Origin of the sequence: Arthrobacter sp. ISL-69 (assembly GCF_018613775.1) — a bacterium.
In the GTDB taxonomy this organism is placed as follows: Bacteria; Actinomycetota; Actinomycetes; order Actinomycetales; family Micrococcaceae; genus Arthrobacter.
On sequence record NZ_JAGGPO010000012.1, the window covers coordinates 25,164 to 47,075 of the forward strand.

The window sequence follows — 21,912 nt, forward strand, 5'->3', positions numbered from 1 at the left end:
CGGTGGTGGTTGGTTTACTTCTGGGCCTATTTGACCGCGCCGGCGGACAAGCCTGCGACTAGGTGTTTCTGGACCAGGATGAAGCCGATCAGGACGGGCAGGCTGACCACCACGGAAGCGGCCATGAGTTGGTTCCAGAACACATCGGATTCGCTGGCATAGGCCTTGAGGCCCAGGGAGAGGGTCTTGGTGGCCTCGTTCGTCAGGACGGAGGCGAACAGCACCTCTCCCCAGGCTGAGATGAAGGAGTACACCGCCACCGCAATAATGCCCGGCTTGGCTACCGGGAGGATGACCCGGAAGAGGGCGCCCATCCGGCCGGTGCCGTCGATCATCGAAGCCTCTTCCAGCTCCTTCGGGATGGACGCGAAGTACCCGCTGAGCATCCAGATTGCGAAGGGCAACGTGAAGGTCATATAGGTGATGATGAGCCCAAGATAGGACCCCTGCAGCTGCAATCCCGTCATGTTCCGGATCTGGGTGAAGATCAGGTAGAGCGGCAGGAGGAACAGGATGCCGGGGAACATCTGCGTGGACAGGACCGTCAGGCTGAAGGCCCGCTTCCCCTTGAACTGCAGCCGGGCGATGGCGTAGGCGGCCAGGACAGCGACCGTTACGGAACAGGCCGTGGCGCAGATGGTGATGATGAGGCTGTTCTGGAAATACTTGGCCAGCGGCACCGTGGTCCAGATGTCCAGGTACGGGGAGGCAGTGATTTCACGCGGGATCCACTGGAACAGCCCGGAGACGTCCTTGAGCGGTTTCAGCGACGTGGACACCACCACATAGAGGGGGATGGCCACCCAGAGGGACAGGATGGTCAGGACCACGTTCCTCAGGATTCGGAAGTTGCGGGTCTCAATCATTGTCGGCCCCCTTGGGCAGCACCATGCGGATGTAGAAAACGGAGGCAATGAACAGGGCGATGAGCAGCAGGACGCTCATGGCGCCGCCCAGGCCGAAGTTCCAGCTGCCGAATGAGTTCTGGTAGATCAGCGGAGAAATGAGGGTGGCTTCTTTCGGAGACGAGGCACCGAAGAGCACAAAGGGAATATTGAACTGGTTGAAGGTCCAGAGTGACATCACCATCAGCAGCACACCGTTGGCCGGCCGGACCATGGGCAACGTGATGGTGCGGAACTGCTGCCACAATGAAGCGCCGTCGATGGCCGCTGCTTCGTAGACATCGGTGGGGACATTTTGGAGGGCCGCCATCAGCATGAGGAACGCGAAGGGCCACAGCTGCCAGACGTTCACTACGATCATGGCGCCAAACGAGTTCTCGCCCAGCAACCAGAAGGGCCGCTCGTCACCGAAAAGATGGAAGGTGTCCACCAGGATCTGGTTCACGGCGCCGTCCCGCTGATTGAACATGAAGGCCCACGCGATGGTTCCGACGTAGGCCGGGAGTGCATAAGGGACCAGGAAGAACGTGCGCAGGAGCGCGCGGCCCTTGAAGTTGGACGAAAGGAACACTGCTCCTGCCATGCCCAGCACCCAGGAGAAACCAACCACCAGGATGGTGTAGACCAGGGTCCGGCCCACTGTGCTGAAGAACGCCTGTCCGATGGTGCTTTCGGGGTTGAGTCCGTTGACGAAGTTTTGCAGGCCCACGAAGGGGGCGTTGAGCCAGTTGGTGAGATTGAGCTGGTTCAGGGAGATGAAGGCGATCCAGATGCCCAGGAGCATAGGGCCGATATGGATCAGGAGTTCGAGGATCGCGGCCGGGAGGATCAGGCCATAGGGGAGGAATGAGCGGCGCCGCTTGCGTATTGGCGGTGCGATGGCGGCCTTCGGTTGGCCAGGCTCAGGGTCAACGGCAGGTGCGCTGCCTGCAGCGGCGGGGCCGCTGTCCAATGCTGAATGGGACATGGAAACTCCTTTGCCGGAGCGGGGGCACCGCGGTTCAGCGGTACCCCCACTCGCAGGGCCTGGTTACTGGGCCGCGGCCATCTGGTTGTTGGCGTCCTTGAGGGCCGCCCGGATGTCATCTTCGGAGACAGTCCCGGTGGCTGCCTTGGCAAAGAGGTTTTTGATTGCCGTGCCGGTGAGGGTCTCCATCTGGCCCTCTTTGGCGATCAGCGGCATGGGCAGCGAGTGGTTCGCCAGGGCATCGTTCTTTGCCTTGACCTCCTCGGTCTGGAATGCCGCGTCGCTCGAAGCGGTGGTCACCACGGGCAGCGAGGAGTACGCCTTGTTAAGCGCGATCTGCTCTTCGTCACTGGTCAGGAAAGCCGCCAGCTTGATGGCATTTGCCTTGTTGTCGCTGTTCTTGAAGACGCTCAGGTTGATCCCGGCGACGTGGCTCTGGGTGCCGGCATCACCGGTGGCGCCGGCCGTCATCATGGGGATCGGGGCCACACCCCAGTCCTTGAAGTCGCGGGCGGCGAAGTTCTTCAGCGGGCTCTGATCGAACATCATGGCAGCCTTGCCGTTGATAAGGTTGTCCACTTTCTGGCTTCCCTGGCTGAGCTCGGCGTCCGACGGCGACATCACCTTTTGCGTTGCCATCAGGTCCACGAACTGCTTGACACCCTCGACCTGGGGATCGCTGTCAAAGGTCGGCTTTCCTTCCGCATCGAAGAGAGTGCCGCCGTTCTGGAGTCCCCGGACGAAGGCCTGGTGCGAGTTGGCGGACACGGATGCTCCGGCGGCCGTGAAGCCCCACTGATCCGGTTTGCCGTCACCGTTGGTGTCCTTGGTCAGCTTCTTGGCATCGGCCACAAACTCGTCCCAGGTGGTGGGCGCTTTCGCTATGCCGGCTTCCTTGAACATTTTGGTGTTGTAGTACATGTTGTACGCCAGGCCGTACAGCGGCACCGATGTCGGGGTCTTGCCTTCGGCGCCACCGGTTGACCAGCTGGTCTTCAGGAAGCGGTCCTTGCCGCCAACCGCTTCCAGCAGTTCGCCCTCGACGGGCTCAAAAGCACCCGTCTCCTGAAGCGTTACGGCCCAGGTGTTGCCGATATTCAGGACATCGGGGCCGTCGCCGCTGGTGACTGCCGTGAGGATGCGGTTGTAGAGATCAGTCCAGCTGATGACTTCCAGCTGGACCTTGACGCCGGTCTTCTCGGTGAAACGGTCCAGGGACGGCTTCAGCTTGGCTGCCGTGTCATCCAGGCTGTTGCCTTGGTCAGAGGCCCAGTAGGTGATGGTGTCGCTGGATGCTTGGCTGCTGCCGCCGCCGCAGGCGCTCAGGCTGAGTGCCATGGCAGCCGTTGCGGCAAACGCCGACAGGACTTTCAGGGGATTTTTCATGGTGCTCCGGTTTCTCGTCGTCGAGCTGGGGCTGATGCGGGGTGGGGCTAGGCAGGGAGGGTTGCAGCCGTCGGGTCCCAGTCCTCGGGCAGGGCCGGGACCTTGGCGGCGGAACTTTCGACATCAACAAAGGCGCGGTTGTCGATGGACTCCGAGATCGAGGCCATGGTGTCGAGGATGTGGAAAGCCAGCTCACCCTGTGCCCGGTGAGGCCGGCCCTCGCGGATGGCGCGGGCCATTTCCAGCACCCCGGCGCCGCGGCTGGCCGTGGAGCCGACGGACGGGACTGCGGTCCAGTCGTCGGAGCCGATCGCGCAGATCCGGACGTCGCCGTCGAAGTTGTTCGGATCCGGCAACGCAATCGTCGCGTCGGAGCCGGTGATCTCGACAAACCCTGCGCGCTTGAGCGGTGAATCGAAGCTGAAGATGCTCTGGGCCGATTCGCCATCCTCGAATTCCAGGATGGAGCTGACATGCGTCGGGACCGTCACGTCGAATACCTCGCCGGCCTTGGGCCCGGAGCCGATCACACGGGTTTCCCGGGACTTCGAACCGAATGCGGCCACCCGGCGGATGCTGCCGAAGGTCTGGACGAGGGTGGTCAGGTAATACGGGCCGATGTCGAACAGGGGTCCGGCCCCGTCCTGGAACAGGAAGGCGGGGTTGGGGTGCCAGGATTCCGGGCCGGGGGACTGCATCAGGGTCAAGGCGGTCAGCGGGGTGCCGATGTCGCCGCGCTCGATCATCCGTCGGGCCGTCTGCAGGCCGGCGCCGAGGAACGTATCCGGGGCGCAGCCCAGCCGGACGCCGGCGGCGTCAGCGACCTTGAGCAGTCCCAGACCGCTTTCCCGGTCCAAGGAGAACGGCTTTTCACTCCAGACATGCTTGCCGGCGTTCACTGCCTGGGTGGCCACCTCGACATGCGCTGCCGGGATCGTCAGGTTGATGACAATCTCGACGTCGGGGTTGCCCAGGACCGCGTCGATGCCGCCGTGGTTTGGAATCCCGTATTCGGCGGCCCGTGTAGCCGCGGCCTCCTCGAACAGGTCCCCGATCGCTATGACCCGGACATCCGGGAAACTGGTGAGGTTGTCCAGGTACTGCCTGCTGATCACCCCTGCGCCGATGATGCCGACGCCGACCGGGCCTGAGCCCAGGGGGCCAAAGGCGGTTCCTGCTGCGTGGCTCATGCGGAGACCTTCCCGGCGCTGAGGTAGTTGTAGCTGTCCCGTACGGCGTCGAACATGTCGCCTTGGAAATCATCGAGTTCCACGACGGCGGCTTCGAGCGAGCGGGCAGCGTCCAGCACGTCCCAGATCGGCATCTTGCCGTCGCCGACGGCGAGTTGGCTGGACGGATCGGAGGTGACGGGACCGTCCTTGATGTGAATGAACTTGACCCGGTCGCCCAGGCGGGCGAGCAGATCGGCCGGGTTCTGGCCGCCCACTGCAGCCCAGTAGGTGTCGAGTTCCAGGACAACTTCCGGGGCCAGGTTGTCGGCGAGGTGTTCGATCGCGGTCTTGCCGTCGATCACGGACTCCACTTCCCACCAGTGGTTGTGGTATCCGACGCGGACTCCGTAGCCAACGCCCTTGGCGGCGGCTGCGTTGAGCTGCTTGGCGGTTTCCTTGATGTCTTCGATCGTGTTCCAGCGCTCGATCGGAACGTGCGGGTCAATGACGGTGCCGATCCCCAGCTGCTGTGCGGCGGCGAAGATGGCGTCCTGGTCATCGCTGAGCAATGGGGCATGGCCGGACGGGGCCGTGAGATTGTTCTCTGCCAAGGCCTGCTTGAGTTCAGCGGCTTTGGCGACGAAACGGTAGGGCTCAACCATGGTGAAGCCGATTTCAGCCAGGCGCTGGATGGTTCCAGCGAGATCCTCTTCAAGGGCCTTACGGACCGTGTAGAGCTGGATCGAGTATGACACTGTCTCTCCTCGTCGTTGGGGTAAGAGGGCGGCCACCGGTCCCGGATCGTACTCAGGCTCAGGTGACACCGCTCACACATCAAGCTAGAACTACTTTTGTCGATCGTCAAGCAAAAGTTGAAAAGTTATCGACAATCTTTCGACGGCGTGACATGCATAAGAGCTTCGTGCTATCACTGACTCATGAGTCCAACGTCTGGAAAAGAGCCCGGAACCGAGCCCGGAACCGACACTGCTGCCGACGGTGCCGGAAATCTTTCCCGGGCCGGAGATCTCTTCCAGCTCCTCCGTGACGGCAGGGCCCGCACCCGCGCCGAACTGGCCCTGACCACCGGGCTTGCCCGTTCCACAGTTGCCGCTCGCATTGATGCGCTGATCTCTTCCGGGCTGGTGGGACCTGCCGGGGAGGCAAGCTCCAGCGGCGGCCGGCCGCCGTCGCGCTTTGCCTTCAATCCGGCCGCCCGCGCTGTCCTGGCAGTCGACGTCGGCGCCACGCACGTGATCGTTGCCGTCACCGACCTGGGCGGCAATGTCCTCGCCGAGCACCGCCTCGTCCAGGACGTTGCCGACGGTCCGGAAGCCGTCCTTGGCCGGGTGGTTGAGGAAGGCAAGATGCTCCTCAGCGAGGCCGGCCGGACTCCCTCAGACCTTGCGGGCATCGGGATCGGGCTGCCCGGCCCCGTGGAGCACGCCACCGGGATGCCGGTGAAGCCGCCCATCATGCCCGGCTGGGACGGGTTCGACGTGGTCCGCTACGTCCAGCGCTCGCTGCCGGTCCCGGTGCTGGTGGACAACGACGTCAACATCATGGCCCTCGGCGAACGCACGGCGTACTGGCCGGAACACGACAACTTCCTGTTCATCAAGGTGGCCACCGGCATCGGTGCGGGCATCATCAGCAGCGGGGAACTGCAGCGCGGCGCCAACGGAACCGCGGGCGACCTTGGCCATGTGCGGGTTCCGCGCGGCGATGAAGTCCTCTGCCGTTGTGGCAACTACGGCTGCCTTGAAGCACTGGCGTCCGGTCCGGCGGTGGCGCGGGAACTGGCCCGCCAGGGACTGGCTGCCGAAAAGGGCGGGGATGTCCTGCGGCTCGTCGCCGAGGGCAACCTCCAGGCGATCCAGGCGCTGCGCCAGGCCGGCCGCGATGTTGGGGACGTGCTCGCAACAGTGGTCAACCTGCTCAACCCGTCCGTGATTGTGATCGGCGGAAGCCTGGGCCAGGCCGGTGAGCACCTGATGGCTGGCGTCCGGGAAGTCGTTTACCGGCGGTCCCTGCCGCTGGCCACATCACACTTGCGCATAGCGCTCTCGATGGCCGGGGACCAGGCGGCCATCCTTGGTGCCAGCCAGATGGTCACGCAGCATGTGCTGTCTCCCGCCGTGATAGAAGCCACCCTGCAGGCAACGGGATAAGGCCCGTCATGCGGCTGCGGGCGTGATAGCAATGAATTGATGACACGGATTTCCAGCTCCCGCACCAAACCGCAGCCCGCCTCGTGACGGCGAATATCCTTGCCAGGATGCCGCGCGGCTGGATCCTGCTGGCGAGCATCGGACTCATCGCGCTGAACATGCGCGGCCCGTTCGTGGCTGTTGCCCCCGTGGTGGGCCCGATGCAGCAGGACCTCGGGTTCTCGCCCGTGGAACTGGGCTTGCTGACCGGCATTCCGGTGCTGTGCTTTTCCCTGGCGGCGCCGCTCGCCTCGTTCGCGGGCCGAAAATTCGGCGCCGAGTTCGCCATCATGCTTACCCTGCTCGGGGTGCTGGCCGGTGTTATTGTCCGCTCGGCCGGCAACGGCGCCCTGGTGCTGGCCGGAACGGTCATCATCGGCGTGGCCATCACCATCGGCAACATCGCTGTCCCGCTGATCATTCGCCGTGACTTTTCACCGCGGCGCCAGGGCACGGCCATGGGCATCTACACGGCTGCCCTGAACATCGGCTCCTTCCTCACGTCCGTGGTTACCGCGCCCCTGGCCGAGCTTGCCGGGTGGCGGCTGTCCCTCGCGGCCAGCGGGCTCTTCGCCGTGGCCGCGACGGTTTTCTGGGTGATGTCCGTGGGACGCAATGCCTTTGTCCCGGCGGCCGTTGAAAAAGCCGGTCCCCGCCCGGCCGGCGGGCCGGTATCCCGCTGGGTCACCGTCGGGCTGACGGCGGGCTTTGCGGGGCAGGCCTTCTCCTACTACGGCGTCACGGCGTGGCTGCCCACGTTTCTGACCGACGAACTGGGCATGGCACCCTCCGCCGCCGGCGCAGGGTCCTCCCTCTTCCAGATCCTCGCCATTGTGGGCGGCCTCGGCGTGCCGATGGTGGCCAGATTTGCCAGTACGACGGCGGTGGCGGTCACCTTGGGCACGATGTGGCTAACGGTTCCCCTTGGCTTGCTGCTGGCCCCGGAGCTGTGGTGGCTCTGGTCCTCGGTGGGCGGCGCGGCGCAGGGCGGCGGCATCACGCTCATTTTCATTGCCATCATCAAGCTGGCCCGCGACCAGGCGTCCGCCGGCCGGATGTCCGCCATCGTCCAGGGCGTGGGGTACTCGGTTGGCGCTGCCGCCCCGACGCTCCTGGGCTATGTCCACGGGCTTTCCGGGTCCTGGACCAACCCGATGCTGCTGATCCTCGGCTCGGTGGCGGCGTTCTTCCTGGGCACGACGCTCTCCGTGCGCAAGGTGCCGAAGACGCGCTGACGCGTCCCGCCGTCGTCGTACTTTCACCCCACAAAAAGCGCGAACTGGCAGCTAACGCCCTCAAACTTAGGTTTTCGGGTCATTAGCTGCCAGTTCGCGCCTAATGGTGGTTCCGTTGCCGGGCCGCCTCCCCGGATTTCGGGGTGCCTGTTGCGGACGGCGTGGCAGCCCGGCAAACGGAAACTCTGGCGATTCCTAGGCGGCGGCCAGCTCCGCGTCCTCGACCGGTCCGTCGGAACCGTCGCGGGCTTCGTGCAGGAAGCGGGCGTAGGCGGGGAGGGTCAGGAACGTGGGGAACGCGTCGGCCAGGGTGACTTCCTCGAAGATGTCGCGGGCGTCGGCGAAGCGGTCGCCTTCGAAGCGTTCGAGTTTGGTGAATTCCTGGTCGAGCATGTCCTCCACCCAGTCGTGGGTGATGATTTCGCCCTGGTCCGTGATGGCGTGGGAGTAGATCCACTGCCAGATCTGCGAGCGGGAGATCTCCGCGGTGGCGGCGTCCTCCATCAGGTTGTGGATGGCCACGGCACCGTTGCCGCGCAGCCAGGACTCGATGTAGCGGATCCCTACCTCGATGTTGTTCCGTATGCCCTGTTCGGTGATGGTGCCGGTGGTGGAGGCGATGTCCAGCAGCGCACGGTCATCGGGGGTGACGTCCTCGCGGAGGCGTTCCAGCTGGTTCGGCCGGTCGCCGAGGACGCCGTCGAACACCTCGCGGCACACCGGAACCAGGTCCGGGTGGGCAACCCAGGAGCCGTCAAAGCCGTCGCCGGCTTCGCGGGTCTTGTCCGCGCGGACCTTCTCGAAGGCGATGGCGTTGGCTGCCTCGTCCTTGCGGTTGGGGACGGCGGCGGCCATGCCGCCGATGGCCATGGCGCCGCGTTTGTGGCAGGCCCGTACCAGCTGCTCGGTGTAGGCGCGCATGAAGGGGGCCGTCATGGTCACCTGTACACGGTCCGGGAGGACGAAGCGGGGGCCGCGGGTGCGGAAGTTCTTGATGAGGGAGAAGATGTAGTCCCACCGGCCGGCGTTCAGGCCCGAGGCGTGGTCGCGGAGTTCGTACAGGATCTCCTCCATCTCGAAGGAGGCGGTGATGGTCTCGATCAGCACGGTGGCGCGGATGGTGCCCTGCGGGATGCCCATGAGGTCCTGGGCGAGGATGAAGATATCGTTCCACAACCGTGCTTCGAGGTGGTTTTCGATCTTCGGCAGGTAGAAGTACGGGCCCTTGCCCTGGGCCAGCAGGCGGCGGGCGTTGTGGAAGAAGTACAGGCCGAAGTCCACGATGCCGCCCGCGATCGGTTCGCCGTCGATGAGCATGTGCTTCTCGGGCAGGTGCCAGCCGCGGGGGCGGACCACGATGGTGGGCAGTTCGCCGGCCGGACGGAGCTTGTAGTCCTTGCCCTCCGGGGAGGTGAAGTCGATCTGGCGTTCCAGTGCGTCCGTAAGGTTCAGCTGGCCCTGGATGACGTTCCGCCACGACGGTGTGGAGGAGTCTTCCATGTCGGCCAGCCACACCTTGGCGCCGGAGTTCAGCGCGTTGATGGTCATCTTCTTGTCCACCGGGCCGGTGATCTCCACGCGGCGGTCCTCCAGGCCAGGAGCCGGGGGAGCGACGCGCCAGTTCGGATCATTGCGGACGGACTCGGTCTCGCGGAGGAACCGCGGGTCCTGCCCCTTGGCGATCTCGGCCCGCCGGTTGCGGCGGCCCTGGAGCAGCTCCTGCCGCCGTTCCGTGGTGGCCCGGTGCAGCTTGGCAACAAACGCCAAAGCATCCGGAGTAAGAACCTCGCCCTGCCGGCAAATCGGCTGCGCGGTCAACGTGATCCCGTTGATAGTGAAGTTGTCAGTGAAGCTGTTCATTTCAATCTCTCCTCGGAGAAGCAGATGTTCGACGGCGGGGGTGCGGTGTGGGGCCGAAAAAGGCGATCCTCTGCGTGCTATTCCCCGTCCCCGCCCTGGCCTCGCAGAGCTCGGCCAGGGCGGGGACGGGGCCCCTTTTACGCACGCTTCCGGATCACCTTTCCCAGCCCCGATGGCATGGGCACCATGGGTGCCGCCGCCGTCGTGCCTTTCGGTGAGCGGCATGAACCGTTCACCTTCGGCGGCGAAGGTTAGTGGAACTGGCCCTCTTCGGTCGATCCGACCAGTGCGAGGGTGGATGCGTTCGGGTTGAGCGCAGTTGCGATGTCGTCGAAGTAGCCGGTGCCGACTTCGCGCTGGTGCTTGGTCGCGGTGTAGCCGCGGGACTCGGAGGCGAATTCCTTTTCCTGGAGCTCGACGTAGGCGCTCATGCCTTCACGGGCGTAACCGTGGGCCAGGTCGAACATCGAGTAGTTCAGGGCGTGGAAGCCGGCCAGGGTGATGAACTGGAACGTGAAGCCCATGGCGCCGAGTTCACGCTGGAACTTGGCGATCGTGGCGTCGTCCAGGTGCTTGCGCCAGTTGAACGAGGGCGAGCAGTTGTAGGAGAGCATCTGGTCCGGGAAATCGGCCTTGACGGCCTCGGCGAACTTGCGGGCCAGCTCGAGGTCCGGGGTGCCCGTTTCCATCCAGATGAGGTCGGAATACGGGGCGTAGGCCTTGGCGCGGGCGATGCAGGGTTCGATGCCGTTGCGGACCTTGTAGAAGCCCTCCGCCGTACGAACCGGCTGTCCCCCTTCGCGGAGTACGAATTCCTGGTCGCGGGGATCGACGTCGGAGGTGATCAGGGTTGCTGCCTCCGCGTCGGTGCGTGCGATGACCACCGACGGGGTGCCGGCGACGTCGGCGGCCAGGCGGGCCGCGTTCAGGGTGCGGACGTGCTGCTGGGTGGGGATCAGCACCTTGCCGCCGAGGTGGCCGCACTTCTTCTCCGAAGCGAGCTGGTCCTCCCAGTGAACGCCAGCGGCGCCGGCCTGGATCATGGATTTCATGAGTTCGTAGGCGTTCAGCGGTCCGCCGAAGCCTGCCTCGGCGTCGGCAATGATCGGCACCATCCAGTCCTCAACGGTCTGGATGCCCTCGGAGAATTCGATCTGGTCGGCGCGGAGAAGGGCGTTGTTGATGCGGCGGACCACGGTGGGAACCGAGTTGGCCGGGTACAGCGACTGGTCCGGGTAGGTGTGGCCCGAGTTGTTGGCGTCGGCGGCAACCTGCCAGCCGGACAGGTAGATGGCGCGGAGGCCGGCCTTGACCTGCTGCACGGCCTGGTTGCCGGTCAGGGCGCCGAGGGCGTTGGTGTACTTGCCTTCCTTGTGCTCTTCGGTCAGCTGCTTCCACAGCTTCTCGGAGCCGCGGCGGGCCAGCGTGTGTTCTTCAGAGACACGGCCGCGGAGTCGGACGACGTCCGTTGCCTTGTAGTCACGGGTCACACCTGCCCAGCGGGGGTTGGCGGCCCACTCGAGCTCCAGTGCCGCGGCCTGCTCTTCGGGCGTCTGCTGGGTGGGCTCAAATGCTGCAGTCATCGTTGTCTCCTTGTTTGTGCTCCGGTTTGTCCGGGCCGACCCCGTCCTGCGCCTTTGCAGTGGGGGCCGGCCCGGACCGGTGCGGTGTTTCTTTCCGTGAGATCTACTTTTCAGCACTTTCAATTGGGTTACTAGATGAAAACTATGGAAAGAAGTGCACTTCTTCCCGTATGCTCAAGAAATGTCCCCTACAAGCTGGAACCGCAAAGCCGCCACGCCGCCGTTGTCCCCTGGCGCCCCCGAGGTGGACGTCATCAGCCTGGGCCGCCGCGTGCGGCACCTGCGCAAAGCGGCCGGCATGACACTCGATGACCTGAGTGCCGCCGTCGGGACCGCACCGAGCCAGCTGAGCCTGATCGAGAACGGTAAGCGTGAACCGAAACTGGGGCTGCTGCAGCTGCTTGCGACGGCACTCGGCGTGACCATTGACCAGCTGCTCGGGGCGGAGCCGGCAAACCGGCGTGCGGCGCTGGAGATCGAGCTGGAGCGGTACCAGCGCAGCCCCATCTACGAGTCCCTCAACCTGCCGAAAATCCGCATCAGTTCGCGGCTCCCGATGGATGTTTTGGAGTCCATGGTGGGCCTGCAGCACGAGCTGGAGCGCAAACTCAATGAGCAGGTGGCGACGCCCGAAGAGGCCCGCCGTGCCAACGCTGAACTGCGGGCCATGATGCGGGAGCGGAACAACTACTTCCCGGAGTACGAGGCCGAGGCGCAGAAGGTCCTGGCCTCGGTGGGACACACCAGCGGTCCGCTTTCGCATCACGTCATCGCGGACATTGCCGGTCACCTCGGGTTCACCCTCCACCATGTGGGAGACCTGCCGCATTCCACCCGTTCCGTGACGGATCTCAAGAACCACCGAATTTACCTGACGCAGAACCAGCGCTCGGACCACGACCCCCGGTCGGTACTCCTGCAGGCGCTGGGCCACTACGTCCTGGGCCACCAGACCCCCAACAACTACGGGGATTTCCTGATGCAGCGCGTCGCTACCAACTATTTCGCGGCAGCACTGATGCTCCCGGAGCAGGCCACCGTGGATTTCCTGCAGAAAGCCAAGCAAGCCAAGGAAATCGCCGTGGAGGACGTCCGGGATGCCTTCGCCGTGTCCTATGAAACGGCCGCCCACCGGTTCACCAACCTGGCCACCCAGCACCTGGACATCCGCACCCACTTCCAGAAGACCCATAAGAGCGGCATCATCTATAAGGCCTACGAGAACGACGGCGTGACGTTCCCGCAGGACCACACCGGCGCCATCGAGGGCCAGCCGTCGTGCAAATACTGGACCAGCCGCATGGTGTTCGACGTGGCGGACAAGTTCAGTGCGTACAACCAGTACACGGACACCCCGGCGGGGACGTACTGGTGCACGGCCCGGACCGAGCGCTCCGCGAACGGCGAGTTCTCGCTGTCGGTCGGGGTGCCGTACGCGCAGGTGAAATGGTTCCGCGGGCGTGAAACCACCGAACGGTCCAAGTCAACATGCCCGGACGAGAACTGCTGCCGTCGCCCGCCGGCCGCGCTGACCTCGGAGTGGGCGGGCAACGCCTGGCCGTCCGCCCGGGCGCACTCCCACCTGCTGGCCGCCATGCCTCCGGGAGCTTTCCCGGGTGTGGACGAGACCGAGGTGTATTCGTTCCTGCAGGCGCACTCCGGGAGCTAGGGGCACTCCGGGCGCTGAGCGGACCTCTGCACGCCCGGCCGGTGAAAAGCCTTACCCGTGGAGTTCCCGGTAGGCATCAGCGGCTGCCGGGTGCAACGGCAGGCCGGCGGTGTTGATCAGCGACTCCGGGCTGAGGAACTGGACCCCCAGGCTGGAGCGGGGGATCAGTTCCTCGGCGTGCCCCACCAGCAGTTCGACGGTCCTCTTCACGGTTCTCCCGTCCAGGTCGTTCCGGCACAGGAGGAGATTCGCCACACCCACCGTCCAGACAGCGGGAATGCCCTCGTAGCTGCCCTCAGGGATCAGCACGCGGTCGTAGTAGGGGCCATAGCGGGTCCGTATAGAGGGAATCAGCGCCGAGAGGTCCAGGAATGCCAGGGCGGCCTCCTTGTTGCTGTCAGCGATCGCGGCCGTTGGCACGCCGCCGGACCAGAACAGGGCGTCCACTGATCCGTCCTGCAGGGCTGCGAGGCCATCGTTGAGCCCGAGGTTCAGCACGTTCACTGTTTTTTCGGTGGCGGCAGCGGAGGCAGTGCCTACAGCAGCGGACCCCAGCCCGGCAGCCTCGATCAGGCGAGGAGTGGTCAACGAGGTCCCGGAACCGGGCTCGCCGACAGCCACTGTCCTCCCGGCCAGACCGGCGAGGTCGCGGATGCCGCTGCCTTTCCGCACGACGCAATGCACATAATTTTCGTACACCCGTCCGAGGGCCGTGACTCCGGCGGCCGACGTGCCGTGTGTTGCCAACTGCTGGGCGGCGGCATCGGCCAGCGCGACGGCGAACGTGGCCTGCCCTGTCAGCAGTTGACCCAGGTTGTCCAGGCTGCCTCCGGTAGTCAGGGCCACCGCATGGTCTGCCACTCCATGACGCTGGAGGGACTCCGCCAGCAGCGTGGCGAACTCCAGATAGAACCCTCCCGGCTCACCCCCGGCCACGGTCACCGTGCCCGGACGGTCCTCGGGAGTGCAGGCGCTGAGGGCCGGCAAAAGCAGTCCCGCCAGCCCGGCAGCCAGCCCGGCCTTGAGGGCGGTCCGCCTCGGCGGAAGGCCTCCGGACATCATGCCTGTCATGCAGTGCCCTCCTTACCCGGCCGGGCCACGGCCCGGGGAAACTCGATGCGTGCGATCAGGCCGTGCGGCGAGGCTTCCGCCAGCAGCAGGCGGGCCCCGTTGGCTCCCGCCAGTTTGTCCACGATCGTCATGCCCAGGCCGTTGCCACGGATCTCCCGGTGCTGCGGGGAACGCCAGAACCGGCTTGTGGCAGCAGCACGTTCCGCCGCAGAAAGCCCGGGGCCGTCGTCGGAGATTTCGACGGCGACCGCGTCCGGGCGGACCCTGACCGCCACCGAGATGCGGGCAGGGGCTGCGTATTTGATGGCGTTGTTGATCAGTTCCCCCACCATCTGGGCCAGTTCGGCGGCGTTGCAGGCGATGTGCACCGCCGGGTCCGGCGGATCGTCCAGCAGGATGGATGAGCCGCTGCGCCGTGCCGCAGGTCCTGCCCGTTCGGTTTCTTCCTGCAGGACAGGGTAAGGATCAGCCACCGCCGGGAGCCCGCGGGAAGGGGTCCCCAGCGGCCCTCCGGCAGAGTCCTCGAAGACCCTGTGCTCGGCCGTGGCCAGCTTCAATACCCCGTCCAGGATCTCTTCCACACGTTCCAGTTCCGCCAGTACTCCGGCTGCGGCCTTGTGTTCCCGGGCTGTTTGCAGTTCAAGCTGCAGTAAGTCGACCCTCAACCGCAGGGCGCCCACGGGATTGCGCAGCTGATGGGACGTGTCGGCAATCAGCTGGCGCTGGGAGTCGATGCTGTCGCTGACCGTCCGCGCCATTCTGGTGAAGGAACGGCTCAGTTCCCGCAGTTCCGGCGGCCCGTCCTCAGGAAGCTGGCCGGTCCTCCCTGTTGCCTCAAGCTCTGTTACCGCCGAATTCAGGCGGTGCACAGGACGCAGCACCCACCTGGTCACGCGGGCGGCGCCGAGGAGGAGCACTGCTGTGAGGGCGGCGGCAGCGACTCCGACAAGGAGCCACCGCTCCCGCAGCTTCTGCCGGGCGGCATCCAGGTTCACTTCCAGGACCGCCTCGCCGAGAACCTGGCTTGCGCTGCCGAAGGAGCGTGAAATCACCTCGGAACCGGTTCCGAAAGGCTGAAGCGGAGCGAGCGTGGTGTCGTTGAGGTTCAGGTTCGCCCTGGCCAGCGCATCGCGGACGTCTGCCCTCTCCTCGCTCAGGCCGCCCGAGCGCAGCGTGCCTGCCTGGAGGCGGATCAGGACCCCCTCCCCATACAGTTCCGAGTATCTGTCCATCTCGGTCTGCAACTGCGTGGCGTCTCCTCCGTCCGTGGCGGCGTCGAACGCTACCTGCGCGAGGCGGTTGAGGGCGGCAGCCCGGTTGATCTGAAGTTCCTGGGTAAGCTCACGGCCGGCCGACGTCAGGATGGCGGTGGAGGCGAAGATGACGATGAGGACGGACAGGATGCTAAGGACACCGAGGACTCGCAGCTTCACGCAGGACCCGCCTCGACCCGGTAGCCCACGCCGCGGACGTTGATGATGAAGCCCGGCATCTGGAGTTTCGCCCGCAGGCCTGTCAGGTGCACGTCGAGGGATCGGGAGGAGGCAAGGAACGCATCGCCCCACAGCGCGTCCAGGATCTGCTCCCGGGTGACCACCGAACCAGCGTGGCTTGCCAGGAGCGCGAGCAGGTCGAACTCGGTGGCGGTCAACGGCAGGACTCTGGGCCCGATCGCGGCCACACGCCGTTCGAGGTCCACCTCGAGTTCGCCCAGCACGATGGTCCGCTGCCTGTTGTCCTTTGCGCGGCCTGCCCGCCGGGTGACGGCTTCGATGCGCGCGAGGAGCTCAACCAGTTTCACCGGCTTGACGAGGTAGTCATCGGCTCCGGACCGCAGGCCAAGCACCACGCTGCGCTCGTCGTCGCGGGCTGTGAGGATCAGGATCGGGACGGGTGTGACCTGGCGAAGCTTGCGCAGGACGTCGAGGCCGTCCATGTCGGGAAGGCCCAGATCGAGCAGGATGACCTCAAAGCGCCGGTGTTCCAGGAGTGCGTCGGCTCCGCGGGCAACCCGGGAAGCCGTGTGTCCGGCGGAAACCACGGCCGCGTCGAGGGCGGACGCCATGGCGTCGTCGTCCTCGACGATGAGCACATCCATGGCCTGTTTCCTGTTCCGTATGAGCGGCGTTTTCTTCCCCGGCCCGCCTTTGGAGATTACCCCGTCCACCGATTTTCCGCCCCGACGGGCCCGGAACCCACCATGCGCGGGCCAGGCCCCGCCGGGCGCGGGCAGATGCAAGGGCAAGCGCAGATCCATCTGGGCAACCCGGGAGCTAAACCTAAGGAAGTGTTAGGACTTCCGCTCCGGCGTTGGCTGTGCGGTGGATCACGAATAGCTTGGATGGAGTCCCCGGCTTTCCGGTGACTGCCGATGTCGAGGAGGAACCATGAGCAATGTTGCCGTGGACAGCACGAAAGTACGCCCGGAACGGTTACCGGTGGCGGCGCCGTCAAGGACGGTTCAGCGATGAGCACCCAGCAAACCGAAGTCCAGAGCGAGTCAGCCCAGACCCGCCGGGCCGTGAGCAACATCCTCAAAGGCTCGGCCGGCAACCTGGTGGAGTGGTACGACGTCTACGTCTACACCGCTTTTGCGGCATACTTCCAGTCGCACTTCTTCAACGCCACTGACGATCTTCAGGCCGGCCTTGAGGCAATGGCCGTCTTCTCCACCTCGTTCCTGATGCGGCCGGTCGGCGCATGGTTCTTCGGCCGCTACGCCGACCGCAAGGGACGCAAGGCCGCGCTTACGCTCAGCGTGACGATGATGTCCGCTGGTTCCTTCGCGATCGCCATCCTGCCCACGCAGCAACAGATTGGCATCTGGGCCATGATCCTGCTGGTCCTCGTGCGGCTGGTCCAGGGCTTCTCCGTGGGTGGCGAATACGGCACCAGCGCCACCTACATGTCCGAGGCCGCCACGTCCAAGCGCCGCGGCTTCTTCTCCAGCTTCCAGTACGTGACCCTGGTCGGCGGCCAGATGCTGGCCCTCCTGGTTCTGGTCATCCTGCAGAACATTATGCCCAAGGGTGACCTGACCGAGTGGGGCTGGCGCATTCCATTCGCCATCGGCGGCGTGGCGGCCATGGTGGTCCTGTGGCTGCGGCGTTCCATGGAGGAAACCGTCTCCGCGGAGCAGGTCGAGGCTGCCAAGAGGCCCGTCGCCGCCGGCGAAGCCCAGCCGGGCACCATGAGGCTGTTGTTCACGCAGTACTGGAAGCCGCTGCTGATCTGCATCGGCGTCACTCTCGGCGGCACGGTGGCGTTCTACACGTACACCAACTTCATCCTGAAGTTCATGAACGATACGTCCGGCATCGCCAAGACCGACACGTCGGTGATCAACTTCTGGGCACTGTTCATCTTCATGCTGCTCCAGCCCGTGTACGGCATCATCTCGGACAAGGTGGGCCGCAAGCCGCTGTTGCTATGGTTCGGCATCACCGGCGTCCTCTTCACCTGGCCGCTGCTCTCCACCCTGTCCAACACCAAGGACCCGTTCACCGCGTTCCTGCTCATGATGGGCGGCCTGCTGATCGTTGGCGGCTACACCTCCATCAACGCCCTCGTGAAGGCCGAGCTGTTCCCGGCCTCCATCCGTGCCCTCGGAGTGGGGCTGGGCTACGCGATTGCCAACTCACTCTTCGGCGGTACGGTTCCGCTGCTCGGCGCGGCCTTCCAGAAGGCCGAGCGGGTGGACCTGTTCTTCACCTACGTCACCGTCGCCATCGCCATCTCGCTGGTGGTCTACATCTTCGCCCTGCGAAACAAGAAGGCCACGCACCTGGACCGCGAACAGGGCGACGCCTGGTCGCAGTCCCGCAAGGACGACGACAAGGACAAGGACCTCGTGGACGCCTAGCGTCCAGGGGCAGAGGTTCCCAGGAGAGTACGACGGCGGGTGGTCGCCCGCCGTCGTACGCTCACCCCACCAGGACGCTCTCGCAGATCCTGCAGGAAAAACCCGGTCGCTCTTTCACTTTCTTCTGGAAAGTGAGAGAGCGTCTCGGGTGTTAAGTGAGAGAGCGTTCCGAGGATGGTGGGGACTATATTGGCCCTGTCAGTTGATCAACCTGTCAGCCCATCAACGTGATCGCGGGAAGTGCACTCATGGCCAAGGAACTCGCCACCCAGCTCATCGAACAACTCCAGGCTGCCGGTGTGCAGCGGATTTACGGGATCGTGGGGGACAGCCTCAACCCGATCGTCGACGCAGTCCGCAAAACGGGCGGCTCCCAGCACGGCGGAATCGACTGGATCCATGTCCGGCACGAGGAAGCCGCCGCGTTCGCTGCCGCGGCGGAAGCCCAGCTGACCGGCCGTCTTGCCGTCTGCGCAGGGTCCTGCGGACCCGGTAACCTGCACCTGATCAACGGGCTGTACGACGCGAACCGCTCAGGCGCCCCCGTCCTGGCCATTGCTTCGCACATCCCCAGCAAGCAGATCGGCAGCGGCTTCTTCCAGGAAACCCATCCGGACCGGCTCTTCAACGAATGCTCGGTGTACTCGGAACTGGTCAGCACGGCAGAGCAGGCGCCCCGCGTCATGCACAGCGCGATCCAGCACGCCGTCGGGCTCGGGGGAGTCGCCGTCGTCACGCTCCCGGGCGATATCGCCGGTCTGGACGCAACGGGCGAGACGCCGCTGCCCGCGACGTTCCGGCGCGCAACCCTCGTCCCGGACGCCGTGAGCGTCCGGGAGCTCGCCGGTGCCATCAACGCGGCCGACAAGGTTGCCATCTTTGCCGGGGCAGGAACGCAAGGGGCCCACGACGAAGTCGTCGCCCTCGCAGAAGTGATCGGCGCCCCGATCGGCCACACGCTGCGGGGCAAGGACTTCATGCAGTACGACAACCCGTACGACATCGGGATGACAGGGCTGCTCGGCTACGGCGCCGCGGCCGAGGGCATCGAGGACGCGGACCTGCTGATCCTGCTCGGCACCGATTTTCCATATGACCAGTTCCTCCCCGGCACCCGCACCGCCCAGGTGGACCGTGCCGCCCACAGGCTGGGTCGGCGGACCGACGTCGACATCGCCGTCCATGGCGACGTGCTGCCAACGCTCACCGCGCTGAAGCCCCTGCTGGCTCCAAAGAAGAGCCGCCGCTTCCTCAACCAGATGCTCAAGAAGCACGACAGGCTCATGAACAAGGCCGTGGGCGCCTACACGCGCAAGGTGGAAAAGAAGCAGCCGATCCACCCGGAGTACGCGGCCTCGATCCTGGACCAGGTGGCGGCGGAGGACGCCATCTTCACCGCGGACACCGGCATGTGCAACGTCTGGACCGCGCGCTACATCAACCCTCTTGGCACGCGCCGGCTGATCGGCTCGTACCTGCACGGCTCCATGGCCAACGCCCTGCCGCACGCGATCGGCGCGCAACTGGCCTACCCCGGACGGCAGGTCATTTCGGTCTCGGGCGACGGCGGGCTGTCCATGCTGCTCGGCGAGCTCATCACCGTTGCTGCCCACCGTCTGCCCGTGAACGTTGTGGTCTTCAACAACTCCACCCTGGGCATGGTCAAACTCGAGATGCTCGTGGACGGGCTGCCCGATTTCGGCGTGGACGTTCCCGACGCCGACTACTCCGCCGTCGCCCGCGCCCTCGGCTTCCACGCCGTCCGCGTCACCGATCCGGCCCGGATTGAGGAGGCCTACCGGGAGGCCTTCGCGCATCCCGGACCGTCGCTGGTGGAACTCATCACGGATCCTAAAGCGCTGTCCATCCCCCCGAAGATCACCGGGTCGCAGGTCCTTGGCTTCGCGACCGCCATGTCCAAAGTGGTCCTGAACCGCGGCGCCGGTGAGGCCGTGAGCATGGCCCGGAGCAACCTGCGGAACATCCCGCGGCGGTAGTCCGCCCAAGCGCTTCCCGCGGACGACGGCGGCGCTGCCGCCCGCCGTCGTACGCCTCCGTGCGTCTTACGCTTCCGACGGCGGCGACAGCCGGCCGCTACCGCCCGCGGCGCTCGCCTGCAAGCAGCGCCGCCGTTTTTTCGATGAGCCCGTACGGGACCGGTTTGCCCAACGGGAATTTCAGCGTTCCCTTGGCTGACCGGTACGGGGCGATCTCAGACTGGAAGTCCGCGTCCCCGGCCGGCACGGGATAAACGGAAATATGGTGTGCCCACCCCGCGAACTACACCACGTACTTGCTGTCCAGGGTGACGGTGGGGAGGCCGTAGCTGATCATCTCGCCGGACTGCGGCACCGCCGAGCGGCAACTGCGCCGGACCTCCTGGAGTATGCCCTGCACCTCGGCTGGGAAGGACGCGATGTACTCGTCAACGGTGTTGAAATGCTGTGCCATTTAGTGCTCCTCCGACATGTCACGAGGATACGCCCGCGAAGGAAGTGCGGGAGCGTTGGCGAAAACGTTGCGAATGGTGGGAGAGCGTCGGAGGGGTGAGACCAAAACGACGGCAAACCGTGACCCTACGGGCATCGTCCTGCCGCGGGCAGGCTGGTTGACTGAAGGGAGACAGGCGGATTCCCGCCAAGTGCCGGCAAGGCAGGGCCAAGGGGGAGAAAATGAAGACATTCCGCGTTGCCAGGATCGCAACGGCCGGTGCCCTGGTGGCGCTCACCGCCTGCTCGGCATCGGCGCCGGAACTGCTGAAGGCCGACGGCGTGGAGCGGGTTTCGGTGGACCGGGCGGCTTATGCCGCCGAACTGCGCTCCTTCCGGGCTTCCGCCCTGGGCCTCGGCGAGGCCCTGCTGGCCGACGGCGGGGACGGCTCCAACGGGAACGTGGTGTCCTCACCCGGGAGCCTGCTGATTGCGCTTGCGATGCTTCGCTCTGGCGCGTCGGGCGAGACTGCTGCGGAGATGGACAGGGTCCTGCAACTTCCCCTGGAGAATCGCGATGAGGCCATGAACGCTGTTCTCGGCTCGCTCGAGAAGTTCGACGGCGACCCAGGCGCAGTGGATGAGGACAACCCGCCGCGGAAACCTGTCATGCACGCCGCCAACGGGCTGTTCGTGGACAAGGGCGTGCCCACCGGTGAGTCCTTCCTGGACACTCTCGCCCGGCACTACGGAACCGGCGTGTATCCCGTGGACTTCAGCGATGAGGGTGCAACGAAGCCCGCCATCGATGCGTGGGTGAACAGGAACACGGGCGGCCGGATCAAGGAGGCCCCCGCAAAGTACGATCCAGACAACACGTTCAGCCTGCTCAATTCCCTGTACTTTGCGTCCGCCTGGAGGGCGCCGTTTGACCCGAATGACACCTCGGACCTGCCCTTCACAACAGCCGCGGGCGAGGAAATCGAAGCGCCGGCAATGCATAACGAGCTGGAGATGAAGTACGCGGAAGGGGCCGGCTGGCAGGGCGTGGACCTTCCCTACGCCGACGGTTTCGTCATGCGGTTGGTCCTCCCGGATGCGGGAGCTGATGCCGGATCCCGCCCCGCCTCAGCGGCTTTCGGCGCGGCTAAGCTCACGGAAATCACGGACACCTTCGACACGGCAGCGCTTGAGGCAGTGCAGATCCAGCTGCCCCGCTGGGACCACAAGTGCAGTTTTGACCTGCGGAAGGTGTTTGAGTCGCTCGGCCTGCAGAAGACCCTCAACACCACCGAGGACTTCAACAAAATCCAGCCCAAGATGATGATCACCCAGGCGGCGCAGGCTGCCAACATCACGGTCGCTGAAAAGGGCACCATCGCCGCCGCTGTCACCCAGATCAACGGAATGGTCACCAGCGCCCCGCCGCAGCCCGAGCGGACCATCGCCTTCGACCGGCCGTTCCACTATCAGATCGTGCACGTGGAAACCGGCCTGCCGCTGTTCATGGGCACGGTGGCCGACCCCCGCTCCTGACCCGACGCTCTCTCAGATCCTGCAACG

17 protein-coding genes are annotated in these 21,912 nt (G+C 65.3%); 6 read left to right on the top strand and 11 right to left on the bottom strand.

Features of this window, described 5'->3' with window-relative positions; all coding sequences use genetic code 11:
• Positions 1-26: 26 nt before the first annotated feature.
• The 5 genes from J7I79_RS08165 to J7I79_RS08185 form a co-directional block, all read right to left on the bottom strand.
• Positions 27-866, bottom strand: a complete 840-nt coding sequence (locus tag J7I79_RS08165) for a carbohydrate ABC transporter permease (protein WP_104174058.1) — start codon at positions 864-866, stop codon at positions 27-29.
• Positions 859-1,872, bottom strand: a complete 1,014-nt coding sequence (locus J7I79_RS08170) for a carbohydrate ABC transporter permease (RefSeq protein ID WP_214952143.1) — start codon at positions 1,870-1,872, stop codon at positions 859-861. Before J7I79_RS08170 ends, J7I79_RS08165 begins: the two co-directional genes overlap by 8 nt.
• Positions 1,873-1,935: 63 nt before the next feature.
• A complete protein-coding gene (locus J7I79_RS08175; protein WP_214952145.1) occupies positions 1,936-3,258 on the bottom strand; it encodes a sugar ABC transporter substrate-binding protein in 1,323 nt (440 codons plus the stop codon).
• A 47-nt stretch (positions 3,259-3,305) separates the two neighbouring features.
• Positions 3,306-4,448, bottom strand: a complete 1,143-nt coding sequence (locus J7I79_RS08180; RefSeq protein ID WP_214952147.1) for a Gfo/Idh/MocA family protein — start codon at positions 4,446-4,448, stop codon at positions 3,306-3,308.
• Positions 4,445-5,185 carry a sugar phosphate isomerase/epimerase gene (locus J7I79_RS08185; protein ID WP_214952149.1) on the bottom strand — a complete coding sequence of 247 codons (741 nt, stop codon included), beginning with the start codon at positions 5,183-5,185 and terminating at the stop codon, positions 4,445-4,447. Before J7I79_RS08185 ends, J7I79_RS08180 begins: the two co-directional genes overlap by 4 nt.
• Before the next feature lie 183 nt (positions 5,186-5,368).
• Here J7I79_RS08185 and J7I79_RS08190 point away from each other — a divergent pair, with 183 nt between their 5' ends.
• Together J7I79_RS08190 and J7I79_RS08195 are read left to right on the top strand one after the other, a co-directional pair.
• A complete protein-coding gene (locus tag J7I79_RS08190) occupies positions 5,369-6,601 on the top strand; it encodes an ROK family transcriptional regulator (protein WP_214952150.1) in 1,233 nt (410 codons plus the stop codon).
• Positions 6,602-6,708: 107 nt separating this feature from the next.
• Positions 6,709-7,875 carry a CynX/NimT family MFS transporter gene (locus tag J7I79_RS08195; protein WP_214952493.1) on the top strand — a complete coding sequence of 389 codons (1,167 nt, stop codon included), beginning with the start codon at positions 6,709-6,711 and terminating at the stop codon, positions 7,873-7,875.
• Positions 7,876-8,070: 195 nt separating this feature from the next.
• Here the strand turns inward: J7I79_RS08195 and aceB are convergent, their stop codons facing one another.
• Both aceB and aceA read right to left on the bottom strand, forming a co-directional pair.
• On the bottom strand, positions 8,071-9,735 hold the full coding sequence (gene aceB, locus J7I79_RS08200; RefSeq protein WP_214952152.1) for a malate synthase A: 1,665 nt from the start codon (positions 9,733-9,735) through the stop codon (positions 8,071-8,073).
• Between the two features lie 251 nt (positions 9,736-9,986).
• Positions 9,987-11,318, bottom strand: a complete 1,332-nt coding sequence (aceA, locus tag J7I79_RS08205) for an isocitrate lyase (protein WP_214952154.1) — start codon at positions 11,316-11,318, stop codon at positions 9,987-9,989.
• 154 nt (positions 11,319-11,472) lie between these two features.
• On the opposite strand from aceA, the gene J7I79_RS08210 reads away from it, so the two are divergent.
• Positions 11,473-12,987 (top strand): helix-turn-helix transcriptional regulator, encoded by a 1,515-nt coding sequence (locus J7I79_RS08210; RefSeq protein ID WP_214952156.1) that lies wholly within the window; start codon positions 11,473-11,475, stop codon positions 12,985-12,987.
• Positions 12,988-13,038: 51 nt separating this feature from the next.
• On the opposite strand, the gene J7I79_RS08215 is transcribed toward J7I79_RS08210, so the two are convergent.
• From J7I79_RS08215 to J7I79_RS08225, 3 genes are read right to left on the bottom strand one after another with little or no spacing between them, the layout of a single operon-like run.
• Positions 13,039-14,058, bottom strand: coding sequence for a TAXI family TRAP transporter solute-binding subunit (locus J7I79_RS08215; protein WP_214952158.1), 1,020 nt, complete (start codon positions 14,056-14,058; stop codon positions 13,039-13,041).
• Complete coding sequence (locus J7I79_RS08220) at positions 14,055-15,491, bottom strand: HAMP domain-containing sensor histidine kinase (protein ID WP_214952160.1); 1,437 nt, start codon at positions 15,489-15,491, stop codon at positions 14,055-14,057. The genes J7I79_RS08215 and J7I79_RS08220 overlap by 4 nt, the downstream gene beginning before the upstream one ends.
• On the bottom strand, positions 15,488-16,156 hold the full coding sequence (locus J7I79_RS08225) for a response regulator transcription factor (protein WP_214952162.1): 669 nt from the start codon (positions 16,154-16,156) through the stop codon (positions 15,488-15,490). The genes J7I79_RS08220 and J7I79_RS08225 overlap by 4 nt, the downstream gene beginning before the upstream one ends.
• A 369-nt stretch (positions 16,157-16,525) precedes the next feature.
• Between J7I79_RS08225 and J7I79_RS08230 the strand changes: the two genes are divergently transcribed.
• Both J7I79_RS08230 and J7I79_RS08235 read left to right on the top strand, forming a co-directional pair.
• On the top strand, positions 16,526-17,920 hold the full coding sequence (locus J7I79_RS08230; RefSeq protein ID WP_214952164.1) for an MFS transporter: 1,395 nt from the start codon (positions 16,526-16,528) through the stop codon (positions 17,918-17,920).
• Between the two features lie 248 nt (positions 17,921-18,168).
• Positions 18,169-19,917: a pyruvate dehydrogenase gene (locus J7I79_RS08235; protein WP_214952495.1), complete on the top strand. Its 1,749-nt coding sequence runs from the start codon at positions 18,169-18,171 to the stop codon at positions 19,915-19,917.
• 283 nt (positions 19,918-20,200) lie between these two features.
• Here J7I79_RS08235 and J7I79_RS24205 read toward each other — a convergent pair whose 3' ends face one another.
• The gene (locus J7I79_RS24205) at positions 20,201-20,371 is read right to left on the bottom strand and encodes a hypothetical protein (RefSeq protein WP_251042553.1); all 171 of its coding nucleotides are present in this window, start codon (positions 20,369-20,371) and stop codon (positions 20,201-20,203) included.
• A gap of 221 nt (positions 20,372-20,592) precedes the next feature.
• Here J7I79_RS24205 and J7I79_RS08245 point away from each other — a divergent pair, with 221 nt between their 5' ends.
• Entirely contained in the window at positions 20,593-21,885 is a 1,293-nt protein-coding gene (locus tag J7I79_RS08245) for a serpin family protein (protein WP_214952166.1), read from the top strand.
• Positions 21,886-21,912 lie beyond the last annotated feature (27 nt).

What these genes read in the sequence shown, in the direction of transcription:
- J7I79_RS08165 (WP_104174058.1), bottom strand. Translation starts at nt 866, where the DNA reads ATGATTGAGACCCGCAACTTCCGAATCCTGAGGAACGTGGTCCTGACC.
- J7I79_RS08170 (WP_214952143.1), bottom strand. Translation starts at nt 1,872, where the DNA reads ATGTCCCATTCAGCATTGGACAGCGGCCCCGCCGCTGCAGGCAGCGCA.
- J7I79_RS08175 (WP_214952145.1), bottom strand. Translation starts at nt 3,258, where the DNA reads ATGAAAAATCCCCTGAAAGTCCTGTCGGCGTTTGCCGCAACGGCTGCC.
- J7I79_RS08180 (WP_214952147.1), bottom strand. Translation starts at nt 4,448, where the DNA reads ATGAGCCACGCAGCAGGAACCGCCTTTGGCCCCCTGGGCTCAGGCCCG.
- J7I79_RS08190 (WP_214952150.1), top strand. Translation starts at nt 5,369, where the DNA reads ATGAGTCCAACGTCTGGAAAAGAGCCCGGAACCGAGCCCGGAACCGAC.
- J7I79_RS08195 (WP_214952493.1), top strand. Translation starts at nt 6,709, where the DNA reads ATGCCGCGCGGCTGGATCCTGCTGGCGAGCATCGGACTCATCGCGCTG.
- aceB (WP_214952152.1), bottom strand. Translation starts at nt 9,735, where the DNA reads ATGAACAGCTTCACTGACAACTTCACTATCAACGGGATCACGTTGACC.
- aceA (WP_214952154.1), bottom strand. Translation starts at nt 11,318, where the DNA reads ATGACTGCAGCATTTGAGCCCACCCAGCAGACGCCCGAAGAGCAGGCC.
- J7I79_RS08215 (WP_214952158.1), bottom strand. Translation starts at nt 14,058, where the DNA reads ATGACAGGCATGATGTCCGGAGGCCTTCCGCCGAGGCGGACCGCCCTC.
- J7I79_RS08225 (WP_214952162.1), bottom strand. Translation starts at nt 16,156, where the DNA reads ATGGATGTGCTCATCGTCGAGGACGACGACGCCATGGCGTCCGCCCTC.
- J7I79_RS08230 (WP_214952164.1), top strand. Translation starts at nt 16,526, where the DNA reads ATGAGCACCCAGCAAACCGAAGTCCAGAGCGAGTCAGCCCAGACCCGC.
- J7I79_RS08235 (WP_214952495.1), top strand. Translation starts at nt 18,169, where the DNA reads ATGGCCAAGGAACTCGCCACCCAGCTCATCGAACAACTCCAGGCTGCC.
- J7I79_RS24205 (WP_251042553.1), bottom strand. Translation starts at nt 20,371, where the DNA reads ATGGCACAGCATTTCAACACCGTTGACGAGTACATCGCGTCCTTCCCA.
- J7I79_RS08245 (WP_214952166.1), top strand. Translation starts at nt 20,593, where the DNA reads ATGAAGACATTCCGCGTTGCCAGGATCGCAACGGCCGGTGCCCTGGTG.